The 21,587-nt window shown below is 64.8% G+C and carries 24 protein-coding genes; 9 read left to right on the top strand and 15 right to left on the bottom strand.

Features of this window, described 5'->3' with window-relative positions:
• Positions 1 to 159 precede the first annotated feature (159 nt).
• Both FJW10_RS27875 and FJW10_RS27870 read left to right on the top strand, forming a co-directional pair.
• On the top strand, positions 160 to 1,827 hold the full coding sequence (locus FJW10_RS27875) for a cyclic nucleotide-binding domain-containing thioredoxin-disulfide reductase (protein ID WP_140902460.1): 1,668 nt from the start codon (positions 160 to 162) through the stop codon (positions 1,825 to 1,827).
• Positions 1,827 to 2,132 (top strand): UBP-type zinc finger domain-containing protein, encoded by a 306-nt coding sequence (locus tag FJW10_RS27870; protein WP_140681002.1) that lies wholly within the window; start codon positions 1,827 to 1,829, stop codon positions 2,130 to 2,132. Before FJW10_RS27875 ends, FJW10_RS27870 begins: the two co-directional genes overlap by 1 nt.
• A gap of 10 nt (positions 2,133 to 2,142) precedes the next feature.
• Here the strand turns inward: FJW10_RS27870 and FJW10_RS27865 are convergent, their stop codons facing one another.
• From FJW10_RS27865 to FJW10_RS27855, 3 genes are all read right to left on the bottom strand, one after another.
• A complete protein-coding gene (locus tag FJW10_RS27865; protein WP_140645956.1) occupies positions 2,143 to 2,319 on the bottom strand; it encodes a hypothetical protein in 177 nt (58 codons plus the stop codon).
• A 453-nt stretch (positions 2,320 to 2,772) separates the two neighbouring features.
• Positions 2,773 to 3,594, bottom strand: a complete 822-nt coding sequence (locus FJW10_RS27860) for an aspartate/glutamate racemase family protein (protein WP_140902459.1) — start codon at positions 3,592 to 3,594, stop codon at positions 2,773 to 2,775.
• Positions 3,595 to 3,633: 39 nt separating this feature from the next.
• Complete coding sequence (locus tag FJW10_RS27855) at positions 3,634 to 4,875, bottom strand: D-amino acid dehydrogenase (protein WP_140902458.1); 1,242 nt, start codon at positions 4,873 to 4,875, stop codon at positions 3,634 to 3,636.
• Between the two features lie 253 nt (positions 4,876 to 5,128).
• Here FJW10_RS27855 and FJW10_RS27850 point away from each other — a divergent pair, with 253 nt between their 5' ends.
• Positions 5,129 to 5,416 (top strand): GIY-YIG nuclease family protein, encoded by a 288-nt coding sequence (locus FJW10_RS27850; RefSeq protein WP_140902457.1) that lies wholly within the window; start codon positions 5,129 to 5,131, stop codon positions 5,414 to 5,416.
• A 158-nt stretch (positions 5,417 to 5,574) separates the two neighbouring features.
• Here FJW10_RS27850 and FJW10_RS27845 read toward each other — a convergent pair whose 3' ends face one another.
• From FJW10_RS27845 to FJW10_RS27825, 4 genes are all read right to left on the bottom strand, one after another.
• The gene (locus FJW10_RS27845) at positions 5,575 to 6,744 is read right to left on the bottom strand and encodes a PLP-dependent aspartate aminotransferase family protein (RefSeq protein WP_140902456.1); all 1,170 of its coding nucleotides are present in this window, start codon (positions 6,742 to 6,744) and stop codon (positions 5,575 to 5,577) included.
• On the bottom strand, positions 6,741 to 8,177 hold the full coding sequence (locus tag FJW10_RS27840; protein WP_140902455.1) for a pyridoxal-phosphate dependent enzyme: 1,437 nt from the start codon (positions 8,175 to 8,177) through the stop codon (positions 6,741 to 6,743). The genes FJW10_RS27845 and FJW10_RS27840 overlap by 4 nt, the downstream gene beginning before the upstream one ends.
• A 439-nt stretch (positions 8,178 to 8,616) precedes the next feature.
• Entirely contained in the window at positions 8,617 to 9,957 is a 1,341-nt protein-coding gene (locus FJW10_RS27830; RefSeq protein ID WP_140902453.1) for an FAD/NAD(P)-binding protein, read from the bottom strand.
• A gap of 461 nt (positions 9,958 to 10,418) precedes the next feature.
• A complete protein-coding gene (locus FJW10_RS27825) occupies positions 10,419 to 10,604 on the bottom strand; it encodes a hypothetical protein (protein ID WP_140836935.1) in 186 nt (61 codons plus the stop codon).
• A gap of 308 nt (positions 10,605 to 10,912) precedes the next feature.
• Between FJW10_RS27825 and FJW10_RS27820 the strand changes: the two genes are divergently transcribed.
• The 4 genes from FJW10_RS27820 to FJW10_RS27805 all read left to right on the top strand — a co-directional run bounded on the left by FJW10_RS27820 (position 10,913) and on the right by FJW10_RS27805 (position 14,113).
• The gene (locus FJW10_RS27820) at positions 10,913 to 11,275 is read left to right on the top strand and encodes a septal ring lytic transglycosylase RlpA family protein (protein WP_095767965.1); all 363 of its coding nucleotides are present in this window, start codon (positions 10,913 to 10,915) and stop codon (positions 11,273 to 11,275) included.
• Between the two features lie 285 nt (positions 11,276 to 11,560).
• Entirely contained in the window at positions 11,561 to 12,838 is a 1,278-nt protein-coding gene (locus FJW10_RS27815) for a polyhydroxyalkanoate depolymerase (RefSeq protein WP_140836942.1), read from the top strand.
• Between the two features lie 189 nt (positions 12,839 to 13,027).
• A complete protein-coding gene (locus tag FJW10_RS27810; RefSeq protein ID WP_140902452.1) occupies positions 13,028 to 13,645 on the top strand; it encodes a transglutaminase-like cysteine peptidase in 618 nt (205 codons plus the stop codon).
• A 231-nt stretch (positions 13,646 to 13,876) separates the two neighbouring features.
• Complete coding sequence (locus tag FJW10_RS27805; RefSeq protein WP_140902451.1) at positions 13,877 to 14,113, top strand: hypothetical protein; 237 nt, start codon at positions 13,877 to 13,879, stop codon at positions 14,111 to 14,113.
• Positions 14,114 to 14,186: 73 nt separating this feature from the next.
• On the opposite strand, the gene FJW10_RS27800 is transcribed toward FJW10_RS27805, so the two are convergent.
• The 4 genes from FJW10_RS27800 to FJW10_RS27785 are packed head-to-tail and all read right to left on the bottom strand — an operon-like array spanning position 14,187 to position 16,924.
• The gene (locus tag FJW10_RS27800) at positions 14,187 to 14,555 is read right to left on the bottom strand and encodes a helix-turn-helix transcriptional regulator (RefSeq protein WP_140836963.1); all 369 of its coding nucleotides are present in this window, start codon (positions 14,553 to 14,555) and stop codon (positions 14,187 to 14,189) included.
• Positions 14,556 to 14,565: 10 nt separating this feature from the next.
• Positions 14,566 to 15,090: a Smr/MutS family protein gene (locus FJW10_RS27795; protein WP_140902450.1), complete on the bottom strand. Its 525-nt coding sequence runs from the start codon at positions 15,088 to 15,090 to the stop codon at positions 14,566 to 14,568.
• Complete coding sequence (locus tag FJW10_RS27790; protein ID WP_140902449.1) at positions 15,087 to 16,193, bottom strand: murein transglycosylase A; 1,107 nt, start codon at positions 16,191 to 16,193, stop codon at positions 15,087 to 15,089. The genes FJW10_RS27795 and FJW10_RS27790 overlap by 4 nt, the downstream gene beginning before the upstream one ends.
• A gap of 23 nt (positions 16,194 to 16,216) precedes the next feature.
• Positions 16,217 to 16,924 (bottom strand): Tim44/TimA family putative adaptor protein, encoded by a 708-nt coding sequence (locus tag FJW10_RS27785; RefSeq protein WP_140659563.1) that lies wholly within the window; start codon positions 16,922 to 16,924, stop codon positions 16,217 to 16,219.
• A gap of 199 nt (positions 16,925 to 17,123) precedes the next feature.
• Here FJW10_RS27785 and FJW10_RS27780 point away from each other — a divergent pair, with 199 nt between their 5' ends.
• Together FJW10_RS27780 and secB are read left to right on the top strand one after the other, a co-directional pair.
• The gene (locus FJW10_RS27780; RefSeq protein ID WP_140902448.1) at positions 17,124 to 17,618 is read left to right on the top strand and encodes an FxsA family protein; all 495 of its coding nucleotides are present in this window, start codon (positions 17,124 to 17,126) and stop codon (positions 17,616 to 17,618) included.
• A 276-nt stretch (positions 17,619 to 17,894) separates the two neighbouring features.
• Entirely contained in the window at positions 17,895 to 18,410 is a 516-nt protein-coding gene (gene secB / locus FJW10_RS27775; protein ID WP_140783131.1) for a protein-export chaperone SecB, read from the top strand.
• A gap of 307 nt (positions 18,411 to 18,717) precedes the next feature.
• Here secB and dnaQ read toward each other — a convergent pair whose 3' ends face one another.
• From dnaQ to FJW10_RS27755, 4 genes are all read right to left on the bottom strand, one after another.
• Positions 18,718 to 19,425 carry a DNA polymerase III subunit epsilon gene (gene dnaQ / locus FJW10_RS27770; RefSeq protein WP_140902447.1) on the bottom strand — a complete coding sequence of 236 codons (708 nt, stop codon included), beginning with the start codon at positions 19,423 to 19,425 and terminating at the stop codon, positions 18,718 to 18,720.
• A 74-nt stretch (positions 19,426 to 19,499) separates the two neighbouring features.
• Positions 19,500 to 20,105, bottom strand: a complete 606-nt coding sequence (coaE, locus tag FJW10_RS27765; RefSeq protein WP_140902446.1) for a dephospho-CoA kinase — start codon at positions 20,103 to 20,105, stop codon at positions 19,500 to 19,502.
• Entirely contained in the window at positions 20,102 to 20,938 is an 837-nt protein-coding gene (locus FJW10_RS27760) for a shikimate dehydrogenase (protein ID WP_140902445.1), read from the bottom strand. Before FJW10_RS27760 ends, coaE begins: the two co-directional genes overlap by 4 nt.
• Positions 20,931 to 21,530 carry a Maf-like protein gene (locus FJW10_RS27755; protein ID WP_140902444.1) on the bottom strand — a complete coding sequence of 200 codons (600 nt, stop codon included), beginning with the start codon at positions 21,528 to 21,530 and terminating at the stop codon, positions 20,931 to 20,933. Before FJW10_RS27755 ends, FJW10_RS27760 begins: the two co-directional genes overlap by 8 nt.
• Between the last annotated feature and the right edge of the window lie 57 nt (positions 21,531 to 21,587).

Here is a 21,587-nt window from a genome sequence, read left to right as displayed (position 1 = left end):
GAATTCCGCTCCGTTGTACTATATGACCCGCGTCACGGCATGGATTCTCGGGTCAAGCCCGAGAATGACGACATGTGGCCGTTGGCCCAATCTCCCCTTCCGGCCAGTCCCTCAACAAACCGCTTCAAACCTCGCGACCTCGGCGCTACGGTCCGTCTCATGGCCCCTTCCGTCAGCCCGACCATCGCCAACCGCCGCGACCAGATGTTTCCCGTGCTCACCGACGCGGATATCGAGCGCATGCGCCGCTTTGGCGAGGCGCGCACTTACGCGGCCGGCGAGCATATGGTTGAGGCCGGCACGGTGTCGCCCGGGGTGATCCTCATCCTGTCGGGCAAGGTCGACATCACCCAGGCCGGCGGGATCGGGCCGCGCGAGCCGATCATCAGCTACGGTGCCGGCAACTTCGTCGGCGAGCTGGCACAGTTGTCGAACCGGCCGTCGCTGGTCAGTGCAGAGGCGAAGGGACCGGTCGAGGCCATCGTCATCCCCTCGCAGCGGCTGCGCGACCTGATGGTGCAGGAGGCCAATCTCGGCGAGCGCGTCATGCGGGCGCTGATCCTGCGCCGGGTCGGCCTGCTCGAAAGCAGCGCCAGCGGGCCGGTCGTCATCGGCCCGCCCGGCAATGGCGACGTGCTGCGGCTCGAAGGGTTCCTGCGGCGCAGCGGACTTCCCCATCGTGCCCTCGATTCCGACACCGACCCTTGCGCGAAAACGCTGATCGAGCGGTTCCATATCGATCCGCATCACCTGCCGATCGTGCTCTGCCCCAACGGCAAGCTGATGCACAATCCGGGCGAGACCGAGCTCGCCCGCTGCGTCGGCCTGCTGCGGCCGATCGATGCCGGCAAGGTCTATGACGTGGCGATCGTCGGCGCGGGGCCGGCGGGGCTGGCGGCGGCGGTCTATGCCGCCTCGGAAGGGCTGTCGACCATCGTGCTCGATTGCCGCGCCTTCGGCGGACAGGCGGGCGCTTCGGCGCGGATCGAAAACTATCTCGGCTTCCCGACCGGAATCACCGGCATGGCGCTGATGGCGCGCGCCTATAACCAGGCGCAGAAATTCGGCGTCGAGATGGTCATCCCCAACGAGGCGAAGCTGCTCGACGGCGACGGCGCCCGCTACAGGCTTGCCATCGGCGACGGCGAGAGCGTGCGCACGCGCGCCGTGGTGATCGCCTGCGGCGCGCGCTACCGCCGCCTCGATATCGCCAACCTGGCGCAGTTCGAGGGGGCCTCGGTGCATTACTGGGCCTCGCCGATCGAGGCCAGGCTTTGCCGCGACCAGGAGGTGGCGCTGGTCGGTGCCGGCAATTCGGCAGGACAGGCGGCCGTCTACCTGGCGAGCCAGGTGCGCAAGGTGACGCTCCTGGCGCGCCGCGACGGCCTCGACGCCACCATGTCGCGCTATCTCGTCGAGCGCATCGCGGCGCAGCCCAACATCGAGGTGCTGACCGAGACCGAGGTCACGGCGCTGGAGGGCCATGACGGCAATCTCGAAGCGCTGCGCTGGCGCAACCGGGCGAGCGGCGAAGAGACGACGCGCCCGATCCGCCACCTCTTCCTGTTCATCGGCGCCGACCCGAACACCGACTGGCTGGCGAATTGCAACGTGGCGCTGGATGCCAAGGGTTTCGTGCGCACCGGACCGGAGACGACACCCGGGCACGGGCTGATGGAGACCAGCCGAAGCGGCGTGTTCGCCATCGGCGACGTGCGCTGCGGCTCGACCAAGCGGGTCGCCGCCGCCGTCGGCGAAGGCGCGCAGGTGGTCGCGGCATTGCATACCTATCTGGCGCGGGACGGCGAATTGGCGAGGAGAGCGTGATGGATGAATGCCGGCATACGAAGGACATCAAAAAGGTCACGCCGAGCGCGCTGGGCTGCGAGGAATGCCTGAAGAGCGGCTCCTGGTGGGTGCATCTGAGGCTCTGCCGCACCTGCGGTCATGTCGGCTGCTGCGACGACTCGCCCAACCGCCACGCGACAAAGCATTTCCATGCCACGCAGCATCCGATCATCGAAGGCTACGACCCGCCGGAAGGCTGGGGCTGGTGCTTCGTCGACGAGGTTTTTGTCGACCTCGAGGGCGATACGACGCCGCAGAACGGGCCGATCCCGAAGTTTGTTTGAGGGTGCGCTTTCAGCGCACCGAACCCGTCACCGTCTGATCGATGGCGTCGGGCACGGATTTGCGATCGTTGCCGGCGAAGATGCCGATGAGGAGCAGGCTGAGCACGACCGGCACAAACAGGATGGCGACGCGCGCCTGCACGTAGAAGATGGCGCGCCATTCATTTCGCTTTTCGTCGTTCATCATGCTCGCTCTGTGGTGCCTCCCGGAAAGGGGACATAGAGAGGAAGCGTTAAACATCTCCTTCCGATTGGGTTAACGGGCTACGATCTGCTGGAATCGCGAAGGGCGGCGCCAACCCCCTCTCCGTCTCGGCTTCGGCATGCGTTGGAGATTGGCCGAAACGCCCATCGCGATCGTCATCCACGGGCGGAGCGGGAGCGAAGCGGACGCGCAGACCCGAGGATCCATTCCGTGACTTCCGAGCGCCGCAGCGGTGCTTCTGCTCCGCTGCAGTCCACGGCTCAGGTCACGGAATGGATTCCAGGGTCTGCGCGACGCCGCTTCGCGGCTGCTCCGCCCTGGAATGACGAGGCTGAGAGCTTCGGCTAATGCCCAGTGTTTGCACCAATTTCACACGGTGAAGGCCCTTCGGCAAACGGCGACTTTTCAAAATTCCTGTGTCGAGAAAACCAACACTCAAACGGCTTTCAGCGCGAACAGCCTCCCACCGGCCGGCACGACGTCGTCGATACCGGCAAGCCGCAGGCAATGCCAGGCCATGGCGTGATTGGAGGAGGTGACAGGAATGCCGATGCGCCGTTCCAGATCGGCGACTGCCTCGGCGACGCGCAGGCTGGTGCAGGAGATGAAGATCGCTTCCACCCCCGGCACTTCAGCCATCCGTTCGGCCGCCGCCTCGATCGAGGCGAGCGAGATGCGGGCCGCCTCGCGGTCGTCGCGGCGGTCGAAGGTGGCGACGGCCGCGATGTCGAGGCCGCGTCCCGTGAAATAGCGGACCAGGCCCTGATTGATCTCGGGCGCATAGGGCGTCAGCAGGCCGATGCCCTTGGCGCCCAAAGCCTTGAAGGCGGCCAAGGCGCCGGTGACCGGCGTGGTGCAGGCGACGCCCGGCCGCGCCTTCCTGATCTCGGCGAAGACGGCTTCCTCGCCGAGGGTCATGGTGGCCGAGGTGCAGCCGAAGCCGACGACGTCGAGCGGGATGCTGGGCAGGATGAGGTCGACGGTGGGCGCGATGCGCGGGCCCATGGCGCGCAGCGTTTCCGGCGTGATGTCGTTGTCGTTGAACAGGCGCGCCTCGTAGAAGGCGACGCCCGGAATGCGCACCAGCGCGCGGAACTCGTGCTCCAGCGTCTGGTCGGTGGCGAGGATCGCCAGGCCGATCGCCGCGCGCGAGGCGAGGCCGCCGTCGATCTCCGATGGCAGCACGCCCAGATCGACTGGCATGGGACCGACAGGCCCTGACGCGGCAAGCGGCGCGGGGGCGAGATTGGCGGACATGGCGTTCCCTTTCTTGTCGGAGCGGGATCGATCCCGCTCTCAGTTCAAAAGTCCATCCATCGAAATGGCCGGCTTGCGGCCGGCGATCAGGTCGGCGGTGATGCGGGCCGAGCCATGCGACATAGTCCAGCCGATATGGCCGTGCCCGGTGTTGAGATAGAGGTTGCGCAGGCGCCGCTGACCGAATTCGGGCAAATTGTTGGGGGTCATGGGCCGCAGGCCCGCCCACATCTCGGCGCGGTCGTAATCGGCGCCTTCCGGATAAAGCTCCTCGGTCACGCCCTTCATGAAGGCGAAATCGGCCGGCTTGTGGCTGGTGTCGTAGCCGGCGAACTCCGCCGTGGCGGTGACGCGCAGCCGGTCGCCGAAGCGCGACACGGCGACCAGATTGTGCTCATCGATGGCGGCGATGGTCGGTGGCGCCGGCCGGTTGCCGACCGGAATGGTCAGCGAATAGCCCTTGACCGGATAGATCGGCAGGCTGATGCCGACGGTCCTGGCGATCAACGGGCTGTAGGAGCCGAGCGCCAGCACATAGGCGTCGCCCTTGACCGCCCCCTTGTCCGTCATCACCTGCGCGACGCCGTCGCCGGATGTCTCGATGCCGGTGACGGTCGTGCCGGTGCGGATCTCGCCCCCGCGCTCGACGACCTTGGCGGCAAGCGCGCGGGTGAACTTCGCCGGATCGCCGGTCTCGTCGGTCGGGCAATGGATGCCGCCGGCGATTTTTTCCCTGGCCGAAGCCAGCGACGGATCGAGCGCGACGATGGCGTCGCGATCGAGCACCTTGATCAGCTGGCCGTCGGATTCGAGCAGCCGCATATGCTCGACGCCTTTGTCGAGCGCCTGCTGGCTGCGATAGAAATAGAGGATGCCGCGATCGTTGCGGTCGTATTCGATCGCCTCGTCGGCGACGACCTCTTGCAGGACCGATTGCGAATAGACCGCCAGCCGATGCTTGAGCAGCGTGTTGCGCTTGGCCTTTTCAGCCGTGCATTCCATCAGGAACAGCCATGACCAGCTGTAGAGCCGGGGATCGGCCGAAAGCTTGAAGCGCAGCGCCTGGTCCTTCATCACCAGCGACTTCAACAGGATCATCGGCGCCTTGGGCGAGGACCAGACGAAGGAATGCCCCGGCGCGATCATGCCGGCATTGCCCCAGCTCGTCTCGGCGGCGACCTGAGGCTGGCGCTCGAGGATGACCACCTCGTGCCCGTCCTTCTGCAGCTGATAGGCGGTGGTGACGCCGACCACGCCCCCACCCAACACGATCACGCGCATGACGCCTCCGGAGATCGCAAAGCTGGCTCACTGTAAGGTGTAAGCTGCAGTCTGCAATGGCACACATACCGAGATGTCGGCAGGACAGCGCGTCTCTCGCGGGCACGACGATCGCAAATGGCGCTTCGTCATTCTAGGGCGGAGCAAGGAGCGAAGCGACGCGCGCAGACCCTAGAATCCATGCCGTGACATTGGCCATAGAATGCAACGGTCCAGAATAGCGGGTGGTAATGGCGCCAGCTAAGATCGCCACATGACAGGCTACGTCTACATGACCGCGAGCCAGAAAGGCGGCACGATCCATATCGGCGTCACCAATGATCTTGCTCGTCGGATGCCCGAGCACAAGACCGGCCAAGGCTCCAGCTTCACCAGCCGTTACGGTGTGCAGCGTCTGGTCTGGTACGAGGAGTATTTCGACATCACCGACGCCATCCGGCGTGAGACGTCATTGAAGCGCTGGCCACGGCGATGGAAGATCGGACTTATCGAGAAGACCAATCCGGAATGGTTCGAGCTGTTTCGCGGGATTGGCTGGTGAATGTTCTGGACCGTGGCGGCTCTCAACCGTCACGGCATGGATTCTAGGGTCTGCGCGCGTCGCTTCGCTCCTTGCTCCGCCCTAGAATGACGAAGGACAGGTTGGCGGGACAGAGAGGGGCGCGAAGGAACACCACGATGACGCGTGTCTACGAGTTCTCAGGTCTGCAACGCCTGCTCCAGGTCCGCGATAAGATCATCGCCGTCCTCGATCCCGCAGGACAGCCGCACCAGCGAATCCGTGATGCCGATGGCGCCGCGTTTCTCCGCAGGGATCGAGCCGTGCGTCATCAGCGCCGGGTGCTCGATCAGGCTTTCGACGCCGCCCAGGCTTTCGGCGAGCGTGAAGAGCTGCGTGCGTTCGAGGAAACGTTTGGTCCCCGCCAGGTCGCGGTCGAGGTCGACCGAGATCATGCCGCCGAAGGCGAGCATCTGCTGGACGGCGATGGAATGCTGCGGGTGGCTGGCGAGGCCGGGATAGATGACCCGGCGGACATCTTTTCGCGTTTCCAGCCATTGCGCTATTTTCAGGCCGTTGGCCGAGTGACGCTCCATCCTGAGCGCCAGGGTCTTGATGCCGCGCAAAGCGAGAAAGCTGTCGAACGGGCCGGAGATGGCGCCGATGGCGTTCTGCAGGAATTTCAGCTGGTCGGCGAGATCCTTGTTGTCGCCGACGACCGCCACGCCGCCGACCATGTCGGAATGGCCGTTGAGATATTTCGTCGTCGAATGCACGACGATGTCGATGCCGAGCTCCAGCGGGCGCTGGATATAGGGGCTGCAGAAGGTGTTGTCGGCGACGGTGAGCAGCCCCTTGCGCCGGCCGAGTGCCGCGATCGCTTCGAGGTCGACGATGCGCAGCAGCGGGTTGGTCGGCGTCTCGACCCAGAGCAGTTTTGTTTCCGGGCGGATCGCGGCCTCGACGGCGGCAAGGTCGGTGCAATCGGCAAAACTCACCTCAAGGCCGGCGGAGCGCTTGCGCACCCGCTCCATCAGGCGGAACGAGCCGCCATAGATGTCGTCGGTGGCGACGATATGGGCGCCGGAATCGAGGAGCTCGAGCACCGTGCCGATCGCGGCCAGGCCGGAGGCGAAGGCGAAGGCGGCCGAGCCGCTTTCGAGGTCGGCCACGGCACGCTCGAAGGCAAAGCGCGTCGGGTTCTGGCTGCGGGCATACTCAAAACCCTTGTGCACGCCGGGCGACTGCTGGCCGTAGGTGGAGGTGGCGTAGATCGGCACCATCACCGCGCCGGTCAGCGGATCATGGCTCTGGCCGCCATGAATGGTGCGGGTGGAAAAGGCCAGGCGGTTCTTGCCGGTCGACGTCATTTTGCGCGGCGCCTCAAATGGTTGATCAGGTCGATACGGGTTATCAGGCCGATGAACTCTTCGCCATCGAAGACGATGGCGACCTCGTTGCGGTCGAAGACCGGCAGCAGCGCATCGAGCGTCTGGCTGGCCTGCAGCGTGTGCAGGTTGGACGTCATGGCCGAGCGGACCGGGCCATTGAAACGGTCCCAGCGGCCGTCATAGGGGCCGTCGACCTTGGCCAAGATGTCGCTCTCGTCGACGATGCCGACCAGCCTGCCCTCGTCCAGCACCGGCAGCTGCGAGACGTCGGAGCGGCGCATGCGGCCATAAGCGTTGAGTAGGGTTTCTTCCGGGCCAACGGTCACAATGTCGCCGGTGCGCGGCGAGCGCATGACCAGGTCGCGCAAATCGCCATGCTGTTCCTGGTCGGCAAGGCCCTGCTCGGCCAGCCAGATGTCGTCGAAGACCTTCGACAGGTATTTGTTGCCGCTGTCGCAGACCAAGGTGACGACGCGCTTCGGCACCGTCTGCTCGCGGCAATAGCGAAGGGCGGCCGACAACAGCGTGCCCGACGACGAGCCGGCCAAGATGCCTTCGCGCGACAACAGATCGCGCACCGCCAGCATGCTCTGCTTGTCGGGAATGGAATAGGCCTTTTTCACCAGCGACAGATCGGCATTGGGCGGCACGAAATCCTCGCCGATGCCTTCGACCGTCCAGCTTCCGGCCTCTTCCATCTTGCCGGTCTTGATCAGCGGCGCCAGCACCGAGCCGACCGGATCGGCGAGCACCATCTCGGTCTTCGGCGAATGTTTCGCGAAATAGCGGCCGAGGCCGGTCAGCGTGCCGCCGGAGCCGACGCCGACCACCACCGCGTCGACATCGCCTTCGAGCTGCGAAAAGATTTCCGGTCCGGTCGTCGTCTCATGCGCCAGCGGATTGGCGGGATTGGCGAACTGGTTGGCATAGAAGGCGCCGGGCAGTTCGGCGGCGATCTTCTCGGCCATGTCCTGGTAGTATTCGGGATGGCCCTTGCCGACGTCGGAGCGGGTCATGCGCACCTCGGCGCCCAAAGCACGCAGATGCTGGATCTTTTCGCGCGACATCTTGTCGGGCACGACGAGGACGATGCGGTAGCCTTTGGGGATGCCGACCTGGGCGAGGCCGAGGCCGGTGTTGCCGGCGGTCGCTTCGACGATCGTCCCGCCCCGCTTCAGCGCGCCCGATTTCTCGGCCGCCGCGATCATCGACAGCGCGATGCGGTCCTTGATCGAGCCCCCGGGATTCTGGCTTTCGAGCTTGATGAACAGCCGGCACTTGCCGGTGTCGAACTTGGTCAGTTCGACGACCGGCGTCTGGCCGATCAGGTCGAGCACCGAGGCGTAAGGCGGGCGGAGTCTCGACAGCTCGGTGTGCGCGCCGCCGGGCGCCGGTTGTCTCTGCTCGCTCATCTCAGATGCTCCATGGAAGCAGTTCGGCGGGTGTTCGCAATCTCGCGCATCCTTGTTGGATCATGATCTTTTCCAAAAACCGGTTCCCACTTTTTGGGATCATGCTCTAGCCGCCGGGATCCATTCCGGTTTCGCGGATTGCGAGGTGTCTTTTCAAGCCCTTTTCGTCTGGAAAGAAGATAGATCATGCCAATCCCGCGGCGAGTGGGGGAATGGAATTTCAGCTGTGGGCGCTCTATCACCTCTCCTGTTGAACTTGGCGGGACAGCGCCCCCCTCTGTCCTGCCGGACATCTCCGCCACTTGGGGGAGATCAGCAGCTCCGCCCGCAGCGTCTTCTTCTGCAATCTCGGCGATTGGCGACAGCCAATCTCCCCCTTTGCGGGGGAGATGGCCGGCAGGCCGGGGGGACGCCGTAGAGCGCCGACCTCGGCAGAAATTCACCCCAGCAGCTGCTTACTCAGCTTCGCGCATTGCACGCGGATGTCGGGGATGGCGTCGATCTCGAAGAAGGTGCCGCGCGTCAGCGGGCCGACGGCGAGCAGCTTCGACGACACCGTGCCGTCGGCCGCGATCAGCTCGCATTTGGCGGTGACATCGAGGCCGAGGCGCAGCGGATCGGGCCGTGCCAGGCCGCGCTCGACCAGCGAGCGCACGACGCCGTTCGACGTCCTCGAAATGTCGCGGGCGATGCCCATGCAGTCATAGATGCGGGCGACGTCCAGGGTCTCGACATCCTGCCTCCCGCGCGGCTGGATTTTCACGGCGAAGCCACCGTTCGCCTCGACGTTCACGACCCTTCCGGCGACGAGGCGGATGCGGCCCGACCTTACCGCCCCGGTGACGCGCGCGTAGACTTCCGGCGCCATGCGGTGGCGGTGGATATCCCACCAGGCCTTGGTGTGCTCGACGAAGCGGCGCTTGGCCGAGGATGGCCAGTTCTGCCAGATCGTCTGGTTGAAGGGTCTCAGGCCATCGACGACGTCGCGCCAGTCGCCGCCGGCCTTCTGGGTCTCGCGGATCAGATTGCGGAACCAGCCGACGAAGTAGGAAAGCTCTGTGCCGAGCGGAATATCAGCGATATCGAGCTTGATCGGATTGCCCTTGCGGTGCGGCGACGGCAGCAGCCCGCGCCGCGACACCGCGACAATGGCGCCGCGATGGCCGCGCTGTTCCAGCGAGAGAAACGCGTCGACCATGCTCAGGCCGGTGCCCAGCAGCAGCACCTGGGCTTGCGGATCAAGCATGGTGTCGGCCTCCGTCCCCATGCGGACGGCGTGGCCCTGGAAGGCGCCGGGCTGCTCGTCGTGACCGGTGGCCAGGACGGCAAGATGCGCGACGACGCTGGTGCCGTTGGCAAGCGCGACCTCAACGCCAGCGTGCGTCGGCGCGATCGACAGGCTCTCCTCGCGGATCAGCCTGAGCCGGCGGGTGTCGCGCTCGCGCTCCACGAGGCCGTCGAGCAATTCCTGCAGATAGCGGGCATAGAGGCTGCGCGGCGCATAGAACGGCCCCTGGTCCGGCCTGGCGAGGCCGCGTTCCAGCACCCAGCGCGCGAAATGCGTCGGGTCGTCGGCATAGCCGCTCATGCCGGAGGCGTTGACGTTGAGCACATGCGCCGAAAGCAGCGTCGAATAGGCCATGCCCTGGCCGAAATGCGGCCGCTTCTCGATCAGCGTGACGCGCAGGTCTGGATTTGGCGATTTCAAAAGATGCGCGGCCAGCACGACGCCGCTGGCGCCGCCGCCGACAATGATGATGGAATTGGCGCGTCCAACCATGACTGCTGGCCGAAACGGAGCGATCAGCGCGCGGCGAGCGCCGCGGGCGGCCTCGGCCGCAAGCCACGAACGATCACCGGAACGGTCTTTTGAAGATCGCGCATCGTTCTCTCACTCCCAATGTTGATAAGATTACTATACTAACCGAGCCGGGCACGAAACAAGAGTTCCAATTGCCGCGCCATTTGAGGCATGGATTTCCCCGGGTGGTGTGACGGGCGGATTTTTCGTTCGGCCTGAGAATGGCGGCCTACGTTCCTTCGTCATTCTGGAGCGGAGCGTAGACCTCAGAATGACGACAGAAGAGACGCTCAGCCAACGCGCAAGGGTGCTGCTTGCCGGCGAACGCGACTGCCTGCGGCCGCGCGACGAGAGCTTCTACCGGGCCTGGCGGTACTGGTCGCAATGATCGGGTCGCAGACTAACCTTTTTCGCCAGCCGTCTCCGCGCGGCCGGCAAGGTCAGATGCGCGAGCGGTTCGCCCAGCGCAGCCCGACCACGCCGGCCAGCATTGTGACGAGGCCGATATAGAGCCATTGCGTCTGGCCGGTCATGAAGCTGCCCTTGACGAGGCCAAGACCTTGCAGCGACCACAGCGCACCCAACCCCAGCACAATCAGCGCCAGCACAAACCTGATCAATCGCATCGGCTTGACCCTCTCCGGAAGTCGATCCTGAACGGCAATGGGAACACAACAAAAGACGCAGAGGAACCGAAGCGGCTCCGTTCCTCTGTACTTGAATCCTGAGACCGATGTTGGCCGGAACGATCCGGATATCGGTCCGATATTCATTGAGAATACGCCTTCCCGGTGCCGGAAATATCATGACAAACTGTTTCGCGGCGACTCCAAACGTGTGCTCTCGCCATGGAACCGCCAGATCAATGCCGCATTTCCCGCCTCATTCGGCACATATCGGCGGGGCCCACCTGTAACGGAGCCACTCCCAAAGCATGAAGAAAACCAATCAGACCGCGCTTGTCGCGGTAACGATCGCGGCTGGCCTGATGGCCGGCGCCTCTTCCGCCTCCTCCGCCGCCGCGCAGTGCGGCCGCGCTTCCTGGTATGCGCTGCATTCCAGAACCGCCTCAGGGGAACGCATGAACCCCTCGGCGCTGACCGCCGCCCATCGCTCCTTGCCCTTCGGCACCAAGCTCAGGGTCACCAACAAGAACAACGGCCGCAGCGTCGTCGTGCGCATCAACGATCGCGGTCCGTTCGTGAAGGGACGCATGCTCGATCTCTCCCGCGGCGCCGCCGGCCAGCTGGGCTTCATCGGTTCGGGCCATACCGCCGTCTGCATGGCGCGCGTCTGAGCCCTCCGTTTATCGGACCATGATCCCAATGCGGACCAAGTGGTTCGGGATCATGGCCGGTGTCCGGCATGAGGGGCCGGACACATATCCTTCACATTTCCGCAGCGCACATTGAGCCGGCTCCGCCGTTCGAGCCGGATTCTCAACGCTTTACACCAAAGACGCATTGTTCACGCGACGTGACGTATTGCATCGCAACAATATCTTGTTAACCTCCGCGCGAGACATTCAAGGCTCGGCGCTGTCCGTCGTCCCTTTGGTCATCGGACGGCAGCGGGGTTCGCGATGTTCTACCAGCTCTACGAAATGAACCATGCGGCGCTGCAGCCGGCCCGCCTCTATGCCGACGCGGTGCGGCTCTTCTACTCGAATCCGCTCAATCCGATTTCCCACACTCCCTTCGGCCGATCGGTCGCGGCGACCGCGGAACTGTTCGAGCGGACCACCCGCCGCTACGGCAAGCCGCAATTCGGCCTGGACAAGACGGTGGTCGACTGGAAAAGCGTCGCCGTCGCGGAAAGGACGGTCTGGTCGAAGCCGTTCTGCAACCTGATCCGTTTCGAGCGCGCGCTGCCCGCCGGCCGCAAACCGGACCCCAAGCTTTTGATCGTGGCGCCGATGTCTGGCCATTACGCGACGCTTCTGCGCGGCACGGTCGAGGCGATGCTGCCCCATGCCGACGTGCACATCACCGACTGGGTCGATGCCCGCATGGTACCGGCGGCGCAAGGCAGCTTCGATCTCGACGACTATATCGACTATGTCATCGAGATGTTCCACGCGCTCGGCCCCGACACGCATGTGATGGCCGTGTGCCAGCCTTCGGTGCCGGTGCTGGCGGCGGTGGCGCTGATGGAAAAGCGCGGCGATCCCTTCGTGCCCTCCACCATGACGTTGATGGGCGGCCCGGTCGACACGCGCCGCAACCCGACCGCGGTCAATCTTCTGGCCAAGGAAAAAGGCATCGACTGGTTCCGCGACAATGTCGTGATGCAGGCGCCCTGGCCGGTGCCGGGCTTCGGCCGCATGGTCTATCCGGGCTTCCTGCAGCTTTCGGGCTTCATGAGCATGAATCTCGACCGCCACATCATCGCCCACAAGGATTTCTTCATGCACCTTGTGAAGCATGACGGCGATAGCGCCGAAAAGCACCGCGACTTTTATGACGAATATCTGGCGGTGATGGACCTGACGGCGGAATTCTACCTGCAGACGGTCGACACCGTGTTCGTGCGCCACGCGCTGCCGAAAGGCGAGATGAAGCATCGCGGCGAGCCCGTCGACTGCGCGGCGATCCGCAACGTGGCGCTGCTCACCATCGAGGGCGAGAACGACGACATTTCAGGGCTGGGCCAGACCCAGGCCGCGCATGATCTGTGTGTCAACATTCCCGCCGACAACCATGTCCATTATATGCAGCCGGCCGTCGGCCATTACGGCGTCTTCAATGGCTCGCGCTTCCGCTCCGAGATCGTGCCGCGCATCGCCGACTTCATCTCCAGCTATGGCCGCCGGCAGCGGGTGGCGGTGAAGCCGAAGCTGGTCCGTTCGGCCAAAGGCTGAACGCCGGAGCCCCGATTAGCCCTGCCGCCGCCCGGCGGCCGGCCGTGTTGCGCCCACGCCTCTGTTGCGAAAGTGCCGCTACGGGATCGTCCAGGTAACCATGCCGTCAAACTGGCCGTCGTCTCTAATTGACACGGACTGTAAATCGCCTTTAACGTTTCGTTAATAAAGAACAGGGCGGCGGGGACAATGACTTCCTCAGCGATGACGCGGATTCTGCGTTTGTGTGCAGTCGCAGGGCTGACGATCTCTGCGCATTGGGCGGTGCCTGCCTGGGCGGCGGGCGCGATGGCCACGGGCGGCCTGACCTCGCAGCCGATCGGCCACTATGATTTCTGCAAATCGCGTCCGAACGAATGCAACATCCGCCCGGCCAATCTCGATCCGGCCAAGATGACGGAGGGTCTGTGGCGCCGGCTGATCAACGTGAGCGCCAAGGTCAACGCCGCCGTCAAGCCGTTGAGCGACCTCGATCACTACGGCAAGGACGAAGTCTGGGCCTATCCGGACGACGGCTATGGCGACTGCGAGGACTATGTGCTGGAAAAGCGCCGCCAGCTCTACCGCCTGGGCATGTCGCTGGCCGACCTGTTGATCACCGTCGTGCGCAAGCCCGACGGCGAAGGCCACTCGGTGCTGACTGTGCGCACCGACAAGGGCGACTACGTGCTCGACAACCTGACCGACAAGGTCAAAGCCTGGGACGCGACCGGCTACCGCTTCCTCAAGCGCCAGGCGATCGACAACACCGGACGCTGGGTCTCGATCCGCGACGGCCAGGCGGTGCTGGTCGGCTCGGTGCAGTAGGCGCCAACGGCGCAGACCATAGGATCCGCTCCGTTACCTAAAAGCGTCACCGCGGTGCAAAACGACCTCCGTTCTGCACCGCCTTTACTCTTCGCGCGAGGTCACGGAACGATCCTCGGGTCTACGCGTCCGCTTCGCCCGTGGATGACGAAGTCTCACAGCTCCATGAACCATTTCCTCCCGGCCGGCGACACACGGCCGTTGACGGAAACCAAACCATGGAGAATTCAAATGACTGCTTTTCTGCGGAACACGCTGCTTGCCGCCGTCGCGGTATCGGCCCTGACCGGATCGGCTCTGGCGGACGAGACTGTCAAAAGCTGCGCCAAGCGCAACCTCAATGATCTGTGGAGCGGCCACTGCTGCGGCGCCGGCGACGCGAGTTGCATGGGCGGGCACGGTCGCGGCGGCGATCACGACAATGGCGGCCGGGGCAGCACCAACGGCGCTGGAGCCGGCAAGTCCTGATCTCACGGCTTCAGATGGAAACCAGCCAAGCACCAGCGGATCGCTACTCCTCCGCTGGTGCGAAACGCCGGGACTATATTCGCAACCCAAGTGCCGCGCGGATCGATGCGCTGAGGCGGCGCAGTTCCGCTTCATCGAGCCTCTCGATGCTCTCGGACAAAAGATTGGCCAGCTCGGTGGCCGCCGGCGACAGGCCGGACGTGTCGATCCTGACCCTTGGGTGCGAGCTTTCGGCGAGGCGGGCAAGATCCTCGGCGTCGTCCCAGATGATGTTGAAATAGCCGATGATCTTCTGGATCAGCGTCCAGGTCGGCGCGCCGCGGCGGCCGTGCTCGAGCGCCGACAGATAGGCGGCGCTGACGCCGATAGCCTCGGCCATCGCCTTCTGGCTGACGCCACGCTCGGCGCGCAGCGCCCTGAGCTTCTCGCCGAACGGGGTCATACCAGGTCCCTCATGGGCGCGTCCGCCGCAGCCGCACATAGAGCGCGCCCGAGCCGCCATGGTTGCGGGCGGCGTGATCGTGGCTGGACACAAGATGCCGGAAGGCCGGCGTCGACAGCCAGGCCGGAACGGCGCGGCGCAGGATGCCGTCGCCGCCGGAGGACGAGCCCTTGCCGGTGATGATCAGCACGTAACGGATGCCGCCGGCATGCGCCCGGTTGAGGAAGGTGAGCAGCAGCGAATAGGCCTCGTCCTGCGTCATGCCGTGCAGGTCGACGCGGCCCTCGATCGGCAGCCGGCCTTTTTTCAGCTTGTGCAGCGTCTGGTCGTCGAGCGCGTGCGAGACATGCTGCGGCTTGGGTTTTGCGGCAGCGGCCGGAACGCCGTTGACCGGAGCGGCGGCCGGCGCCGGTTTCGGCTCGACGATGTCGGGGATCTCGACGGCGGTCTTGCCTTTCAGCGGCCGCGCCGAACGCGCCACCAGGTTCCACAGGATGCGGTCGTCGTCGCTGAGATGATCGTCGCGGCGGCTCACCGGCGCGCTCCATCGAACAGGCCGCGGGGCACCAGCGCGTAGAAGTCGGCTGCGTTGCGAACCACGCCGGCGATCTCGCCGGCGGCGTCGCCCGAGCCGGCGAAGAGGTCGCCGCGGGCCGGGCCGGTGATGGCCGAGCCGGTGTCCTGCGCGATCATCAGCCGCCGGAACGGTTTTTGGTCGAAGGCGGTGAGCGTCGGCGCGTCGATATAGAAGGGCGTGCCGAATGTGTGCAGCAGGCGGTCGACCGCGACCGAGCGCCCGGGCGTCAGCGGCACCTTGGCGGCGGCGATCGGGCCGAGCGCGGCATCGTCGACTTCGGCTTCGCGGAAGAAGATGTAGGAGCGGTTCCGCCACAGGATCTCGTCGACGCGGTCGGGATGCGCCTTGAACCAGGCGCGGATCGACTGCATCGTCACTTTTTCGAGCGGGATCTCGCCGAGATCGCTCAACGTCTTGCCGGGGCCGGAAAAGCGCTGGCCGGACTTGGCGGCGTAGGTGACGCGGGCGAGCCTGCCGTCGGTCATCTTCAGTCTAGCTGCGCCCTGCACATGGATGAAGAAGGCATCGACCTTTTCGGCGAGCCAGGCGATCTCGAGGTTCTGGCCGGAGAGCGCGCCGCGCTCGATCGCGCCGCGGTCGAAATATTCGACGGGAGCAGCATCCGTGCGGCGGGCGAAGGCAAGGTAGGCATCCATGCCGGCCGGCCGGTTGCCGTCGTCGATGTCGATCAGGTCGACGGGGCGGGACAGCAGCGGCACGGTGAACCGCTCGGTCCTGACCGGCGAGGCCTCGACCTCGGGTTCGTAAAAACCGGTGACGAGGCCGGCGCCGCCATTGTCGGGTACGACCAGAGCGGGAACGAAATGCCGTTCGAAGAACGACCGCGCCTCGGACCTGCTCGGCGCCGAAACGGCACGCGCCTCGGCATAGGCCGCTGCAAAAGCATTGAAATCGACGCCGAGCGATCCGGTGCGGTAGGGTTTTATCGGGGCGTGGAAGGCCGAACGGCGGAACGCGGCGAAGGCCGCGGGGTGGTCGTCCCCGCTCCAACCGGCCAGGTCATCGAAGGATTTTTCGCTGAATGCGGGAGAGAGCGGCACGACTGGGGCCCCGCCGCTTGATCTCAATCTTCTTCTTCGGTGGCGACGAGCTTCCAGTTCGGGTCGCGCGAGCGGGTGTCGCGGGCGAAGGTCCAGACATCCTTGACCTCGGCCACGGTTTCCGGGTCGCCGTCGATGACGGCGCCGGCCTTGTCGCGGGTCGCCGAGATCAGCTCGGAGACGATGCGCAGCGTGATATGCGCTTCCGAACCCTTCATCTCGGCGGCGACGATGTCGGCCTTGTCGATGCCGACGAAGGAGGACTGGATCTTCTCGGATTTGGCCTCGCGCTCGCCGATCGCGGCGACGAAACCGTCATAGACTTCGCGCGACAACAGGTTCTTCAGCGTCTTACGGTCGCCATCGGCATAGGCCATGACGATCATTTCGTAGGCCATCTTGGCGCCGTCGACGAAGCCCTTCGGCTCGAAGGACGCATCATTGTCCTTGATGGAGCGCAGGCCCTTGTTGAGATCGGTGTCGGGTTTGGCGAAGGCGTCGATATCGGCATAGGTCTCGGGCGCGGTTTCGCCCGGCGCGCGCTTGCGCGGCAGCGACACCACATTTTCAGGCTTCTGCGCCGCATCGGCCTCGCGCGTGCGGCTCGCCGAATAGGGATCGAAGGGCGGACGCTCGTTTCCGGTGCGACGTCCAAGCACGTTGCGCAGCTGGAAAAAGATCACAACTGCCGCAATCAGGAAGAAAATCGTGCCGAAGTCGAAGAAACCCATATTTTCCGCCAACCGATCCCTGTCCGTGCCGGACCGGCGTAACCCATGGGGGATCGCGGTCGCATAGCGTTCAACACTCAAAGCATATAGAACGGCAGGCGCAATCATTCAAATCAAAGGCAGCCATACCTATCTAAGGGCGCCAAGGCCAGCGGCGATTGTCCGCCGGCCGCAAAAGAAGAAAGCGATCGGTCGAGACTTGCGCATTTCGTTCATCCCGCTGTTCCTGCTCCTGCTGCCGCTGCTGGAGATCGCCGGCTTCGTCGTCGTCGGCCGCGAGATCGGCGCTTTGACGACGGTCGGGCTGGTCATCCTGTCCAGCGTCGCGGGCAGCCTGTTGCTGCGGCACCAGGGTTTTGGCGTCATGGCGCGGGTGCGGACGGAGATGGATGCCGGGCGCGACCCCAGCCGCCAGCTAGCGCATGGCGCGATGATCGTGCTGGCGGCGGTCCTGCTGATCATCCCGGGCTTCATCACCGACATCTTCGCCATTCTTCTGTTGCTGCCGCCGGTGCGCGACTTCGCCTGGCGCGCGCTCAAGAACCGCATCATCATGGCGACCAGCTTCAGCAGCGGCTTTTCGGCCCGCCGGCGCGACACTGTCATCGACCTCGACGACACAGACTATTCGCGCGACGACTATCCGAACCGGCCGGACCACAATTCACCCTGGCGGCGGCTGAAGAACGACTAGTCGGATTCAGGCCGGTGGTTCGCATTGGCAGGCAGGATGCCTTGGAGATTGGCCGGAGCGCCCATCGCGATCGTCATCCACGCGACCCCGCTTCGCGGCTGCTTCGCCCTGGAATGACGAGGTTGACGAGCTTCAGCCAATCCCCAGCGTTTGCGCTGTCCTGTTCCTCCTGCCGATAAGGGCGGCAAAACTTGTTTTGTCCGGCCGACCATGGTAGCGAACCCGCGATTTCAATCCGGTCAGCAATGCTGCCCAGGCAAAAGGACTTAAAGGCTAATGGCCAGCAACGATGACGCGGCGACCGGCGCCGCCAACGGCAACGGCAACGGCAACGGAGCCCAGAACCAGCCCTCGCTCAATGTGCTTGCGCAATATGTGAAGGACCTGTCCTTCGAGAGCCCCGGCGCGCCGAATTCGCTGCGCGGCCGCGACAAGGCTCCGGGCATCGCCATCAATGTCAACGTCAACGCCAATCCGCTCTCGGACAAGCAGTTCGACGTCAATTTGACGCTGAACGCCAAGGCCTCCTTCGACCAGGAAGTGCTGTTCAATGTCGAGCTGGTCTATGGCGGCGTCTTCGCCATAAACGGCTTCCCGCAGGAGCATATGCTGCCGCTGCTGTTCATCGAATGCCCGCGGCTTTTGTTCCCGTTCGCCCGCCAGATCATCGCCGATGCCACCCGCAATGGCGGCTTCCCGCCGCTGATGCTCGACCCGATCGATTTCGCGCAGATGTTCCAGCAGCGCGTCGCCGAGGACCAGGCGGCGGCGAGCAAGATCCAGGTGAGCTGAAAAGGCGCACCGCCACACCGTATCGAGAGCCCGGCTTCGCGCCGGGCTTTTTTGTTGATCAGGCCAGCGAGCAGTTGCCAACCTTCGCGATTGGCCGTCGCCGCGTCATTCCAGGGCGGAGCAAGGAGCGGAGCGACGCGCGCAGACCCTGGAATCCATGTTACGCCAAGGCATTGCGGCGGTTACAGAATTCTGCACCGTTGCACCTTACGGCCGAGGTCACGGCATGGATACTCGAGTCAAGCCTGAGTATGACGACGTCACGGGGGTTTCGGCCAATTTCCAACGTCGGCGCCAGCGCGCCCGCTCAGCCCGCTGTCGCTACTTTCAGCCACAGCGCCTTTTCACCCAGCGTCGAAACCAGCCCGGCATGCGCCGCGCGATCCGCTTCGCTCAACCGCGACGGCAGGACGATCGGCCGGGCGCCGATCGAGATGTCGATATCGGCCACCTCGCCGGCGCCGTTCATGTGCACCGCCACGGCTTCCAGCACCAGCGCCGCCTGCTTGCCGCCGATCAGCTCGATATAGACCTCGGCCAGCAGTTCGGAGTCGAGCAGCGCGCCGTGCTTGGTGCGGCGGGTGTTGTCGATGCCGTACCGACGGCAGAGCGCATCGAGCGAGTTCGGCCCCATCGGATGCTTGCGGCGCGCAAGCGCCAGCGTGTCGACGATGCGGCCGGGATCGATGGCCGCCTGGTCGAGCCGGCTGAACTCGATATTGAGGAAGCCGATATCGAAGGTGGCGTTGTGCGCGATCAGCTTGGCGCCGTCGGTGAAGTCCAGCCATTCCTGCGCGATTTCGGCGAAGGTCGGCTTGCCGACAAGGTCGGCGGCGCTGATGCCATGCACGGCCTGCGCCTCGGCATGGATCGCGCGGCCTTGCGGATTGATGAATTTGTGGAAGGTGCGGCCGGTCGGGAAACGGTTGACCAGCTCGATGCCGCCTAGCTCGATGATGCGGTCTTCGCGCAAATCGAGGCCGGTGGTTTCCGTATCGAAGATAATCTCACGCATGCGAATCAATCCGCTCCAATGAGCAGAATCACAAACCAGAACAAAATGGCAATGGGGACTGCTGTCAGCGAACGTCAGGAGCGATCGCGGCCGGACTTATCCCCCGTCAATTCGCCGATGACGGCCCCGACCGCCTGACGGGCCGCCTCGAAGCCATTTCCAGTGTCGATGATGAAATCGGCCTGCCGGCGTTTTTCGGCATCGGGCACCTGCTTGGCGAGGATCGACGAAAACTTCTCCTCGCTCATGCCCGGCCTGGCAAGCACGCGCTCGCGCTGGATCTCGGGCGAGGCGGTGACGACCACGACCTTGTCGACCCGGCCGCGGCCGCCGGTCTCGAACAAAAGCGGGATGTCGAGCACGGCAAGCGGCGCGCCGGCGGCGAGGTGCTTGGCCAGGAACGCGTCGGCATCGGCGCGCACCAGCGGATGGACGATTGCCTCGAGCTTCTTCAGCGCGGCGGGATCGGCGAGCACTTTTCCGGCGAGCTTGACGCGATCGACCACGCCTGCCTGCGTCGTGCCCGGGAAGGCCGCCTCGACCAGGGGGGCCGCCTTGCCGGAATAGAGGCGATGCACGGTCTCGTCGGAATCATGCACCGGCACGCCGGCCTCGGCGAACATTTTCGCCGTCGCCGACTTGCCCATGCCGATCGATCCGGTGAGGCCGAGCACGATCATCGATGGCCCTCGATGTCGGCGACGATCATGCTTCGCAGCTCGGACGTAACGTCGGGTTTCCGGCCGAACCAGCGTTCGAAGCCGGGCACCGCCTGATGCAGCAGCATGCCGAGACCATCGACGGTCTTCAGGCCGCGCGCGCTGGCGGCGGCGAGCAAAGGCGTCTCCAGCGGCACATAGACAATGTCGGTGACGATGGCGTGGTCCAGCAACGCGCCCGGATCGGCGGCCAAGGTTTCATTGCCATGCATGCCGAGCGATGTGGTGTTGATGAGAAGGCCGGCATCGGCAAGCAGCTCGCCGAGCGCATCGGCGCCATGCGCCGAGACCCCGGCGCCAAAATGGCGCCCGAGTTCCTCGGCCCTTGCCAGCGTCCGATTGACGATGCGGATGTCCTTGATGCCACTCTCCTTCAGCGCGTGGATGACCGCGCGGGAGGCGCCGCCGGCACCCAGAACCACGGCCGGCCCATTGATTGCCCAGCCGGGCGCATGCTCGTCGAGGTTGGCGGCAAAGCCGTAGCCGTCCGTGTTGCCGCCCCAGAGAAGGCCATCCTCGAACCACAAGGTGTTGACGGCGCCGATTTCATCGGCCGCATGGTCGCGGCGGGCGACGCCGGCGAAGGCTGCCTCCTTGTGCGGAATGGTGACGTTGCCGCCGCGGTAGCCGTGCTCGCCGAGAGATTTCAGGAACGCGGCGAAATCCGCCGGCGCGACATCGATCGCCTGGTAGCTTCCGTCGATGCCGTATTGCTCGAGCCAATAGCCGTGGATTTTCGGCGAGCGCGAATGCGCGATCGGATGTCCCGTGACGAAGGCCTTTTTCTCAACCATCGATGGCCCCCAGTTCGCGCAGCTCCTTCAGCACCGGCAAAAGCGGCAGGCCGACGATGGTGAAATAATCGCCCTCGATCTTCTCGAACAGCTGGATGCCTTCGCCCTCGATCTGGTAGGCGCCGACGCTGGACAGCGCCTTGGGGCCGACACGCGCCAGATGCCGGCCGATAAAGGCCGGATCGAGCTTGCGCATGGTGAGGCTGGCGACGCCGACATGGCGCCACAGCACCTCGCCGTCGCGGCAAAGCACGGCGGCGCTGTTCAATTGATGCGTCTTGCCGGACAAAGCGAGCAGATGTCTCCGCGCGCTTTCCATGTCGGCGGGCTTGTGAAAGATCTCGTCGCCCAGCGACAGCGTCTGGTCGCAGCCGAGCACCAGAGCGCCCGGCTTGCGTTCGCTGACCTCGGTCGCCTTGGCCTCGGCCAGGATCGACGCGACATCCTCGGGTGAAGCGCCGCTGTCCTTCAGCGGAGCCTCGAGCGCGCGCTCGTCGACATTTGCCGGCACCGCCTCGATGTCGAGGCCGGCGCTGACGAGCATCGCCTTACGGTAGGGGCTGCCCGAAGCGAGGATGATTTTCTCGGCCATGATGTTTCGCCCAACTAGCTCCCTGACGCTGTTGACCCATCGTTTGTCTGGGGGTCC

It is taken from the genome of Mesorhizobium sp. B4-1-1, assembly GCF_006439375.1.
Taxonomy (GTDB): Bacteria; Pseudomonadota; Alphaproteobacteria; order Rhizobiales; family Rhizobiaceae; genus Mesorhizobium.
Note: the sequence above shows the minus strand (reverse complement) of the source record. Positions and strands in the feature narration are given on the sequence as shown.

Bases quoted from the DNA above. Each gene is read 5' to 3' on its own strand.
- FJW10_RS27865 (WP_140645956.1), bottom strand. From the start codon at position 2,319: ATGATGAACGACGAAAAGCGAAATGAATGGCGCGCCATCTTCTACGTG.
- FJW10_RS27755 (WP_140902444.1), bottom strand. From the start codon at position 21,530: ATGGCCGAGAAAATCATCCTCGCTTCGGGCAGCCCCTACCGTAAGGCG.
- FJW10_RS27810 (WP_140902452.1), top strand. From the start codon at position 13,028: ATGACTTCCTCAGCGATGACGCGGATTCTGCGTTTGTGTGCAGTCGCA.
- FJW10_RS27805 (WP_140902451.1), top strand. From the start codon at position 13,877: ATGACTGCTTTTCTGCGGAACACGCTGCTTGCCGCCGTCGCGGTATCG.
- FJW10_RS27825 (WP_140836935.1), bottom strand. From the start codon at position 10,604: ATGCGATTGATCAGGTTTGTGCTGGCGCTGATTGTGCTGGGGTTGGGT.
- FJW10_RS27830 (WP_140902453.1), bottom strand. From the start codon at position 9,957: ATGGTTGGACGCGCCAATTCCATCATCATTGTCGGCGGCGGCGCCAGC.
- FJW10_RS27860 (WP_140902459.1), bottom strand. From the start codon at position 3,594: ATGTCCGCCAATCTCGCCCCCGCGCCGCTTGCCGCGTCAGGGCCTGTC.
- FJW10_RS27760 (WP_140902445.1), bottom strand. From the start codon at position 20,938: ATGGTTGAGAAAAAGGCCTTCGTCACGGGACATCCGATCGCGCATTCG.
- FJW10_RS27820 (WP_095767965.1), top strand. From the start codon at position 10,913: ATGAAGAAAACCAATCAGACCGCGCTTGTCGCGGTAACGATCGCGGCT.
- FJW10_RS27875 (WP_140902460.1), top strand. From the start codon at position 160: ATGGCCCCTTCCGTCAGCCCGACCATCGCCAACCGCCGCGACCAGATG.
- coaE (WP_140902446.1), bottom strand. From the start codon at position 20,105: ATGATCGTGCTCGGCCTCACCGGATCGATCGGCATGGGCAAGTCGGCG.
- FJW10_RS27785 (WP_140659563.1), bottom strand. From the start codon at position 16,924: ATGGGTTTCTTCGACTTCGGCACGATTTTCTTCCTGATTGCGGCAGTT.
- dnaQ (WP_140902447.1), bottom strand. From the start codon at position 19,425: ATGCGTGAGATTATCTTCGATACGGAAACCACCGGCCTCGATTTGCGC.
- secB (WP_140783131.1), top strand. From the start codon at position 17,895: ATGGCCAGCAACGATGACGCGGCGACCGGCGCCGCCAACGGCAACGGC.
- FJW10_RS27850 (WP_140902457.1), top strand. From the start codon at position 5,129: ATGACAGGCTACGTCTACATGACCGCGAGCCAGAAAGGCGGCACGATC.
- FJW10_RS27800 (WP_140836963.1), bottom strand. From the start codon at position 14,555: ATGACCCCGTTCGGCGAGAAGCTCAGGGCGCTGCGCGCCGAGCGTGGC.
- FJW10_RS27855 (WP_140902458.1), bottom strand. From the start codon at position 4,875: ATGCGCGTGATCGTGTTGGGTGGGGGCGTGGTCGGCGTCACCACCGCC.
- FJW10_RS27845 (WP_140902456.1), bottom strand. From the start codon at position 6,744: ATGACGTCGACCGGCAAGAACCGCCTGGCCTTTTCCACCCGCACCATT.
- FJW10_RS27870 (WP_140681002.1), top strand. From the start codon at position 1,827: ATGGATGAATGCCGGCATACGAAGGACATCAAAAAGGTCACGCCGAGC.
- FJW10_RS27840 (WP_140902455.1), bottom strand. From the start codon at position 8,177: ATGAGCGAGCAGAGACAACCGGCGCCCGGCGGCGCGCACACCGAGCTG.
- FJW10_RS27815 (WP_140836942.1), top strand. From the start codon at position 11,561: ATGTTCTACCAGCTCTACGAAATGAACCATGCGGCGCTGCAGCCGGCC.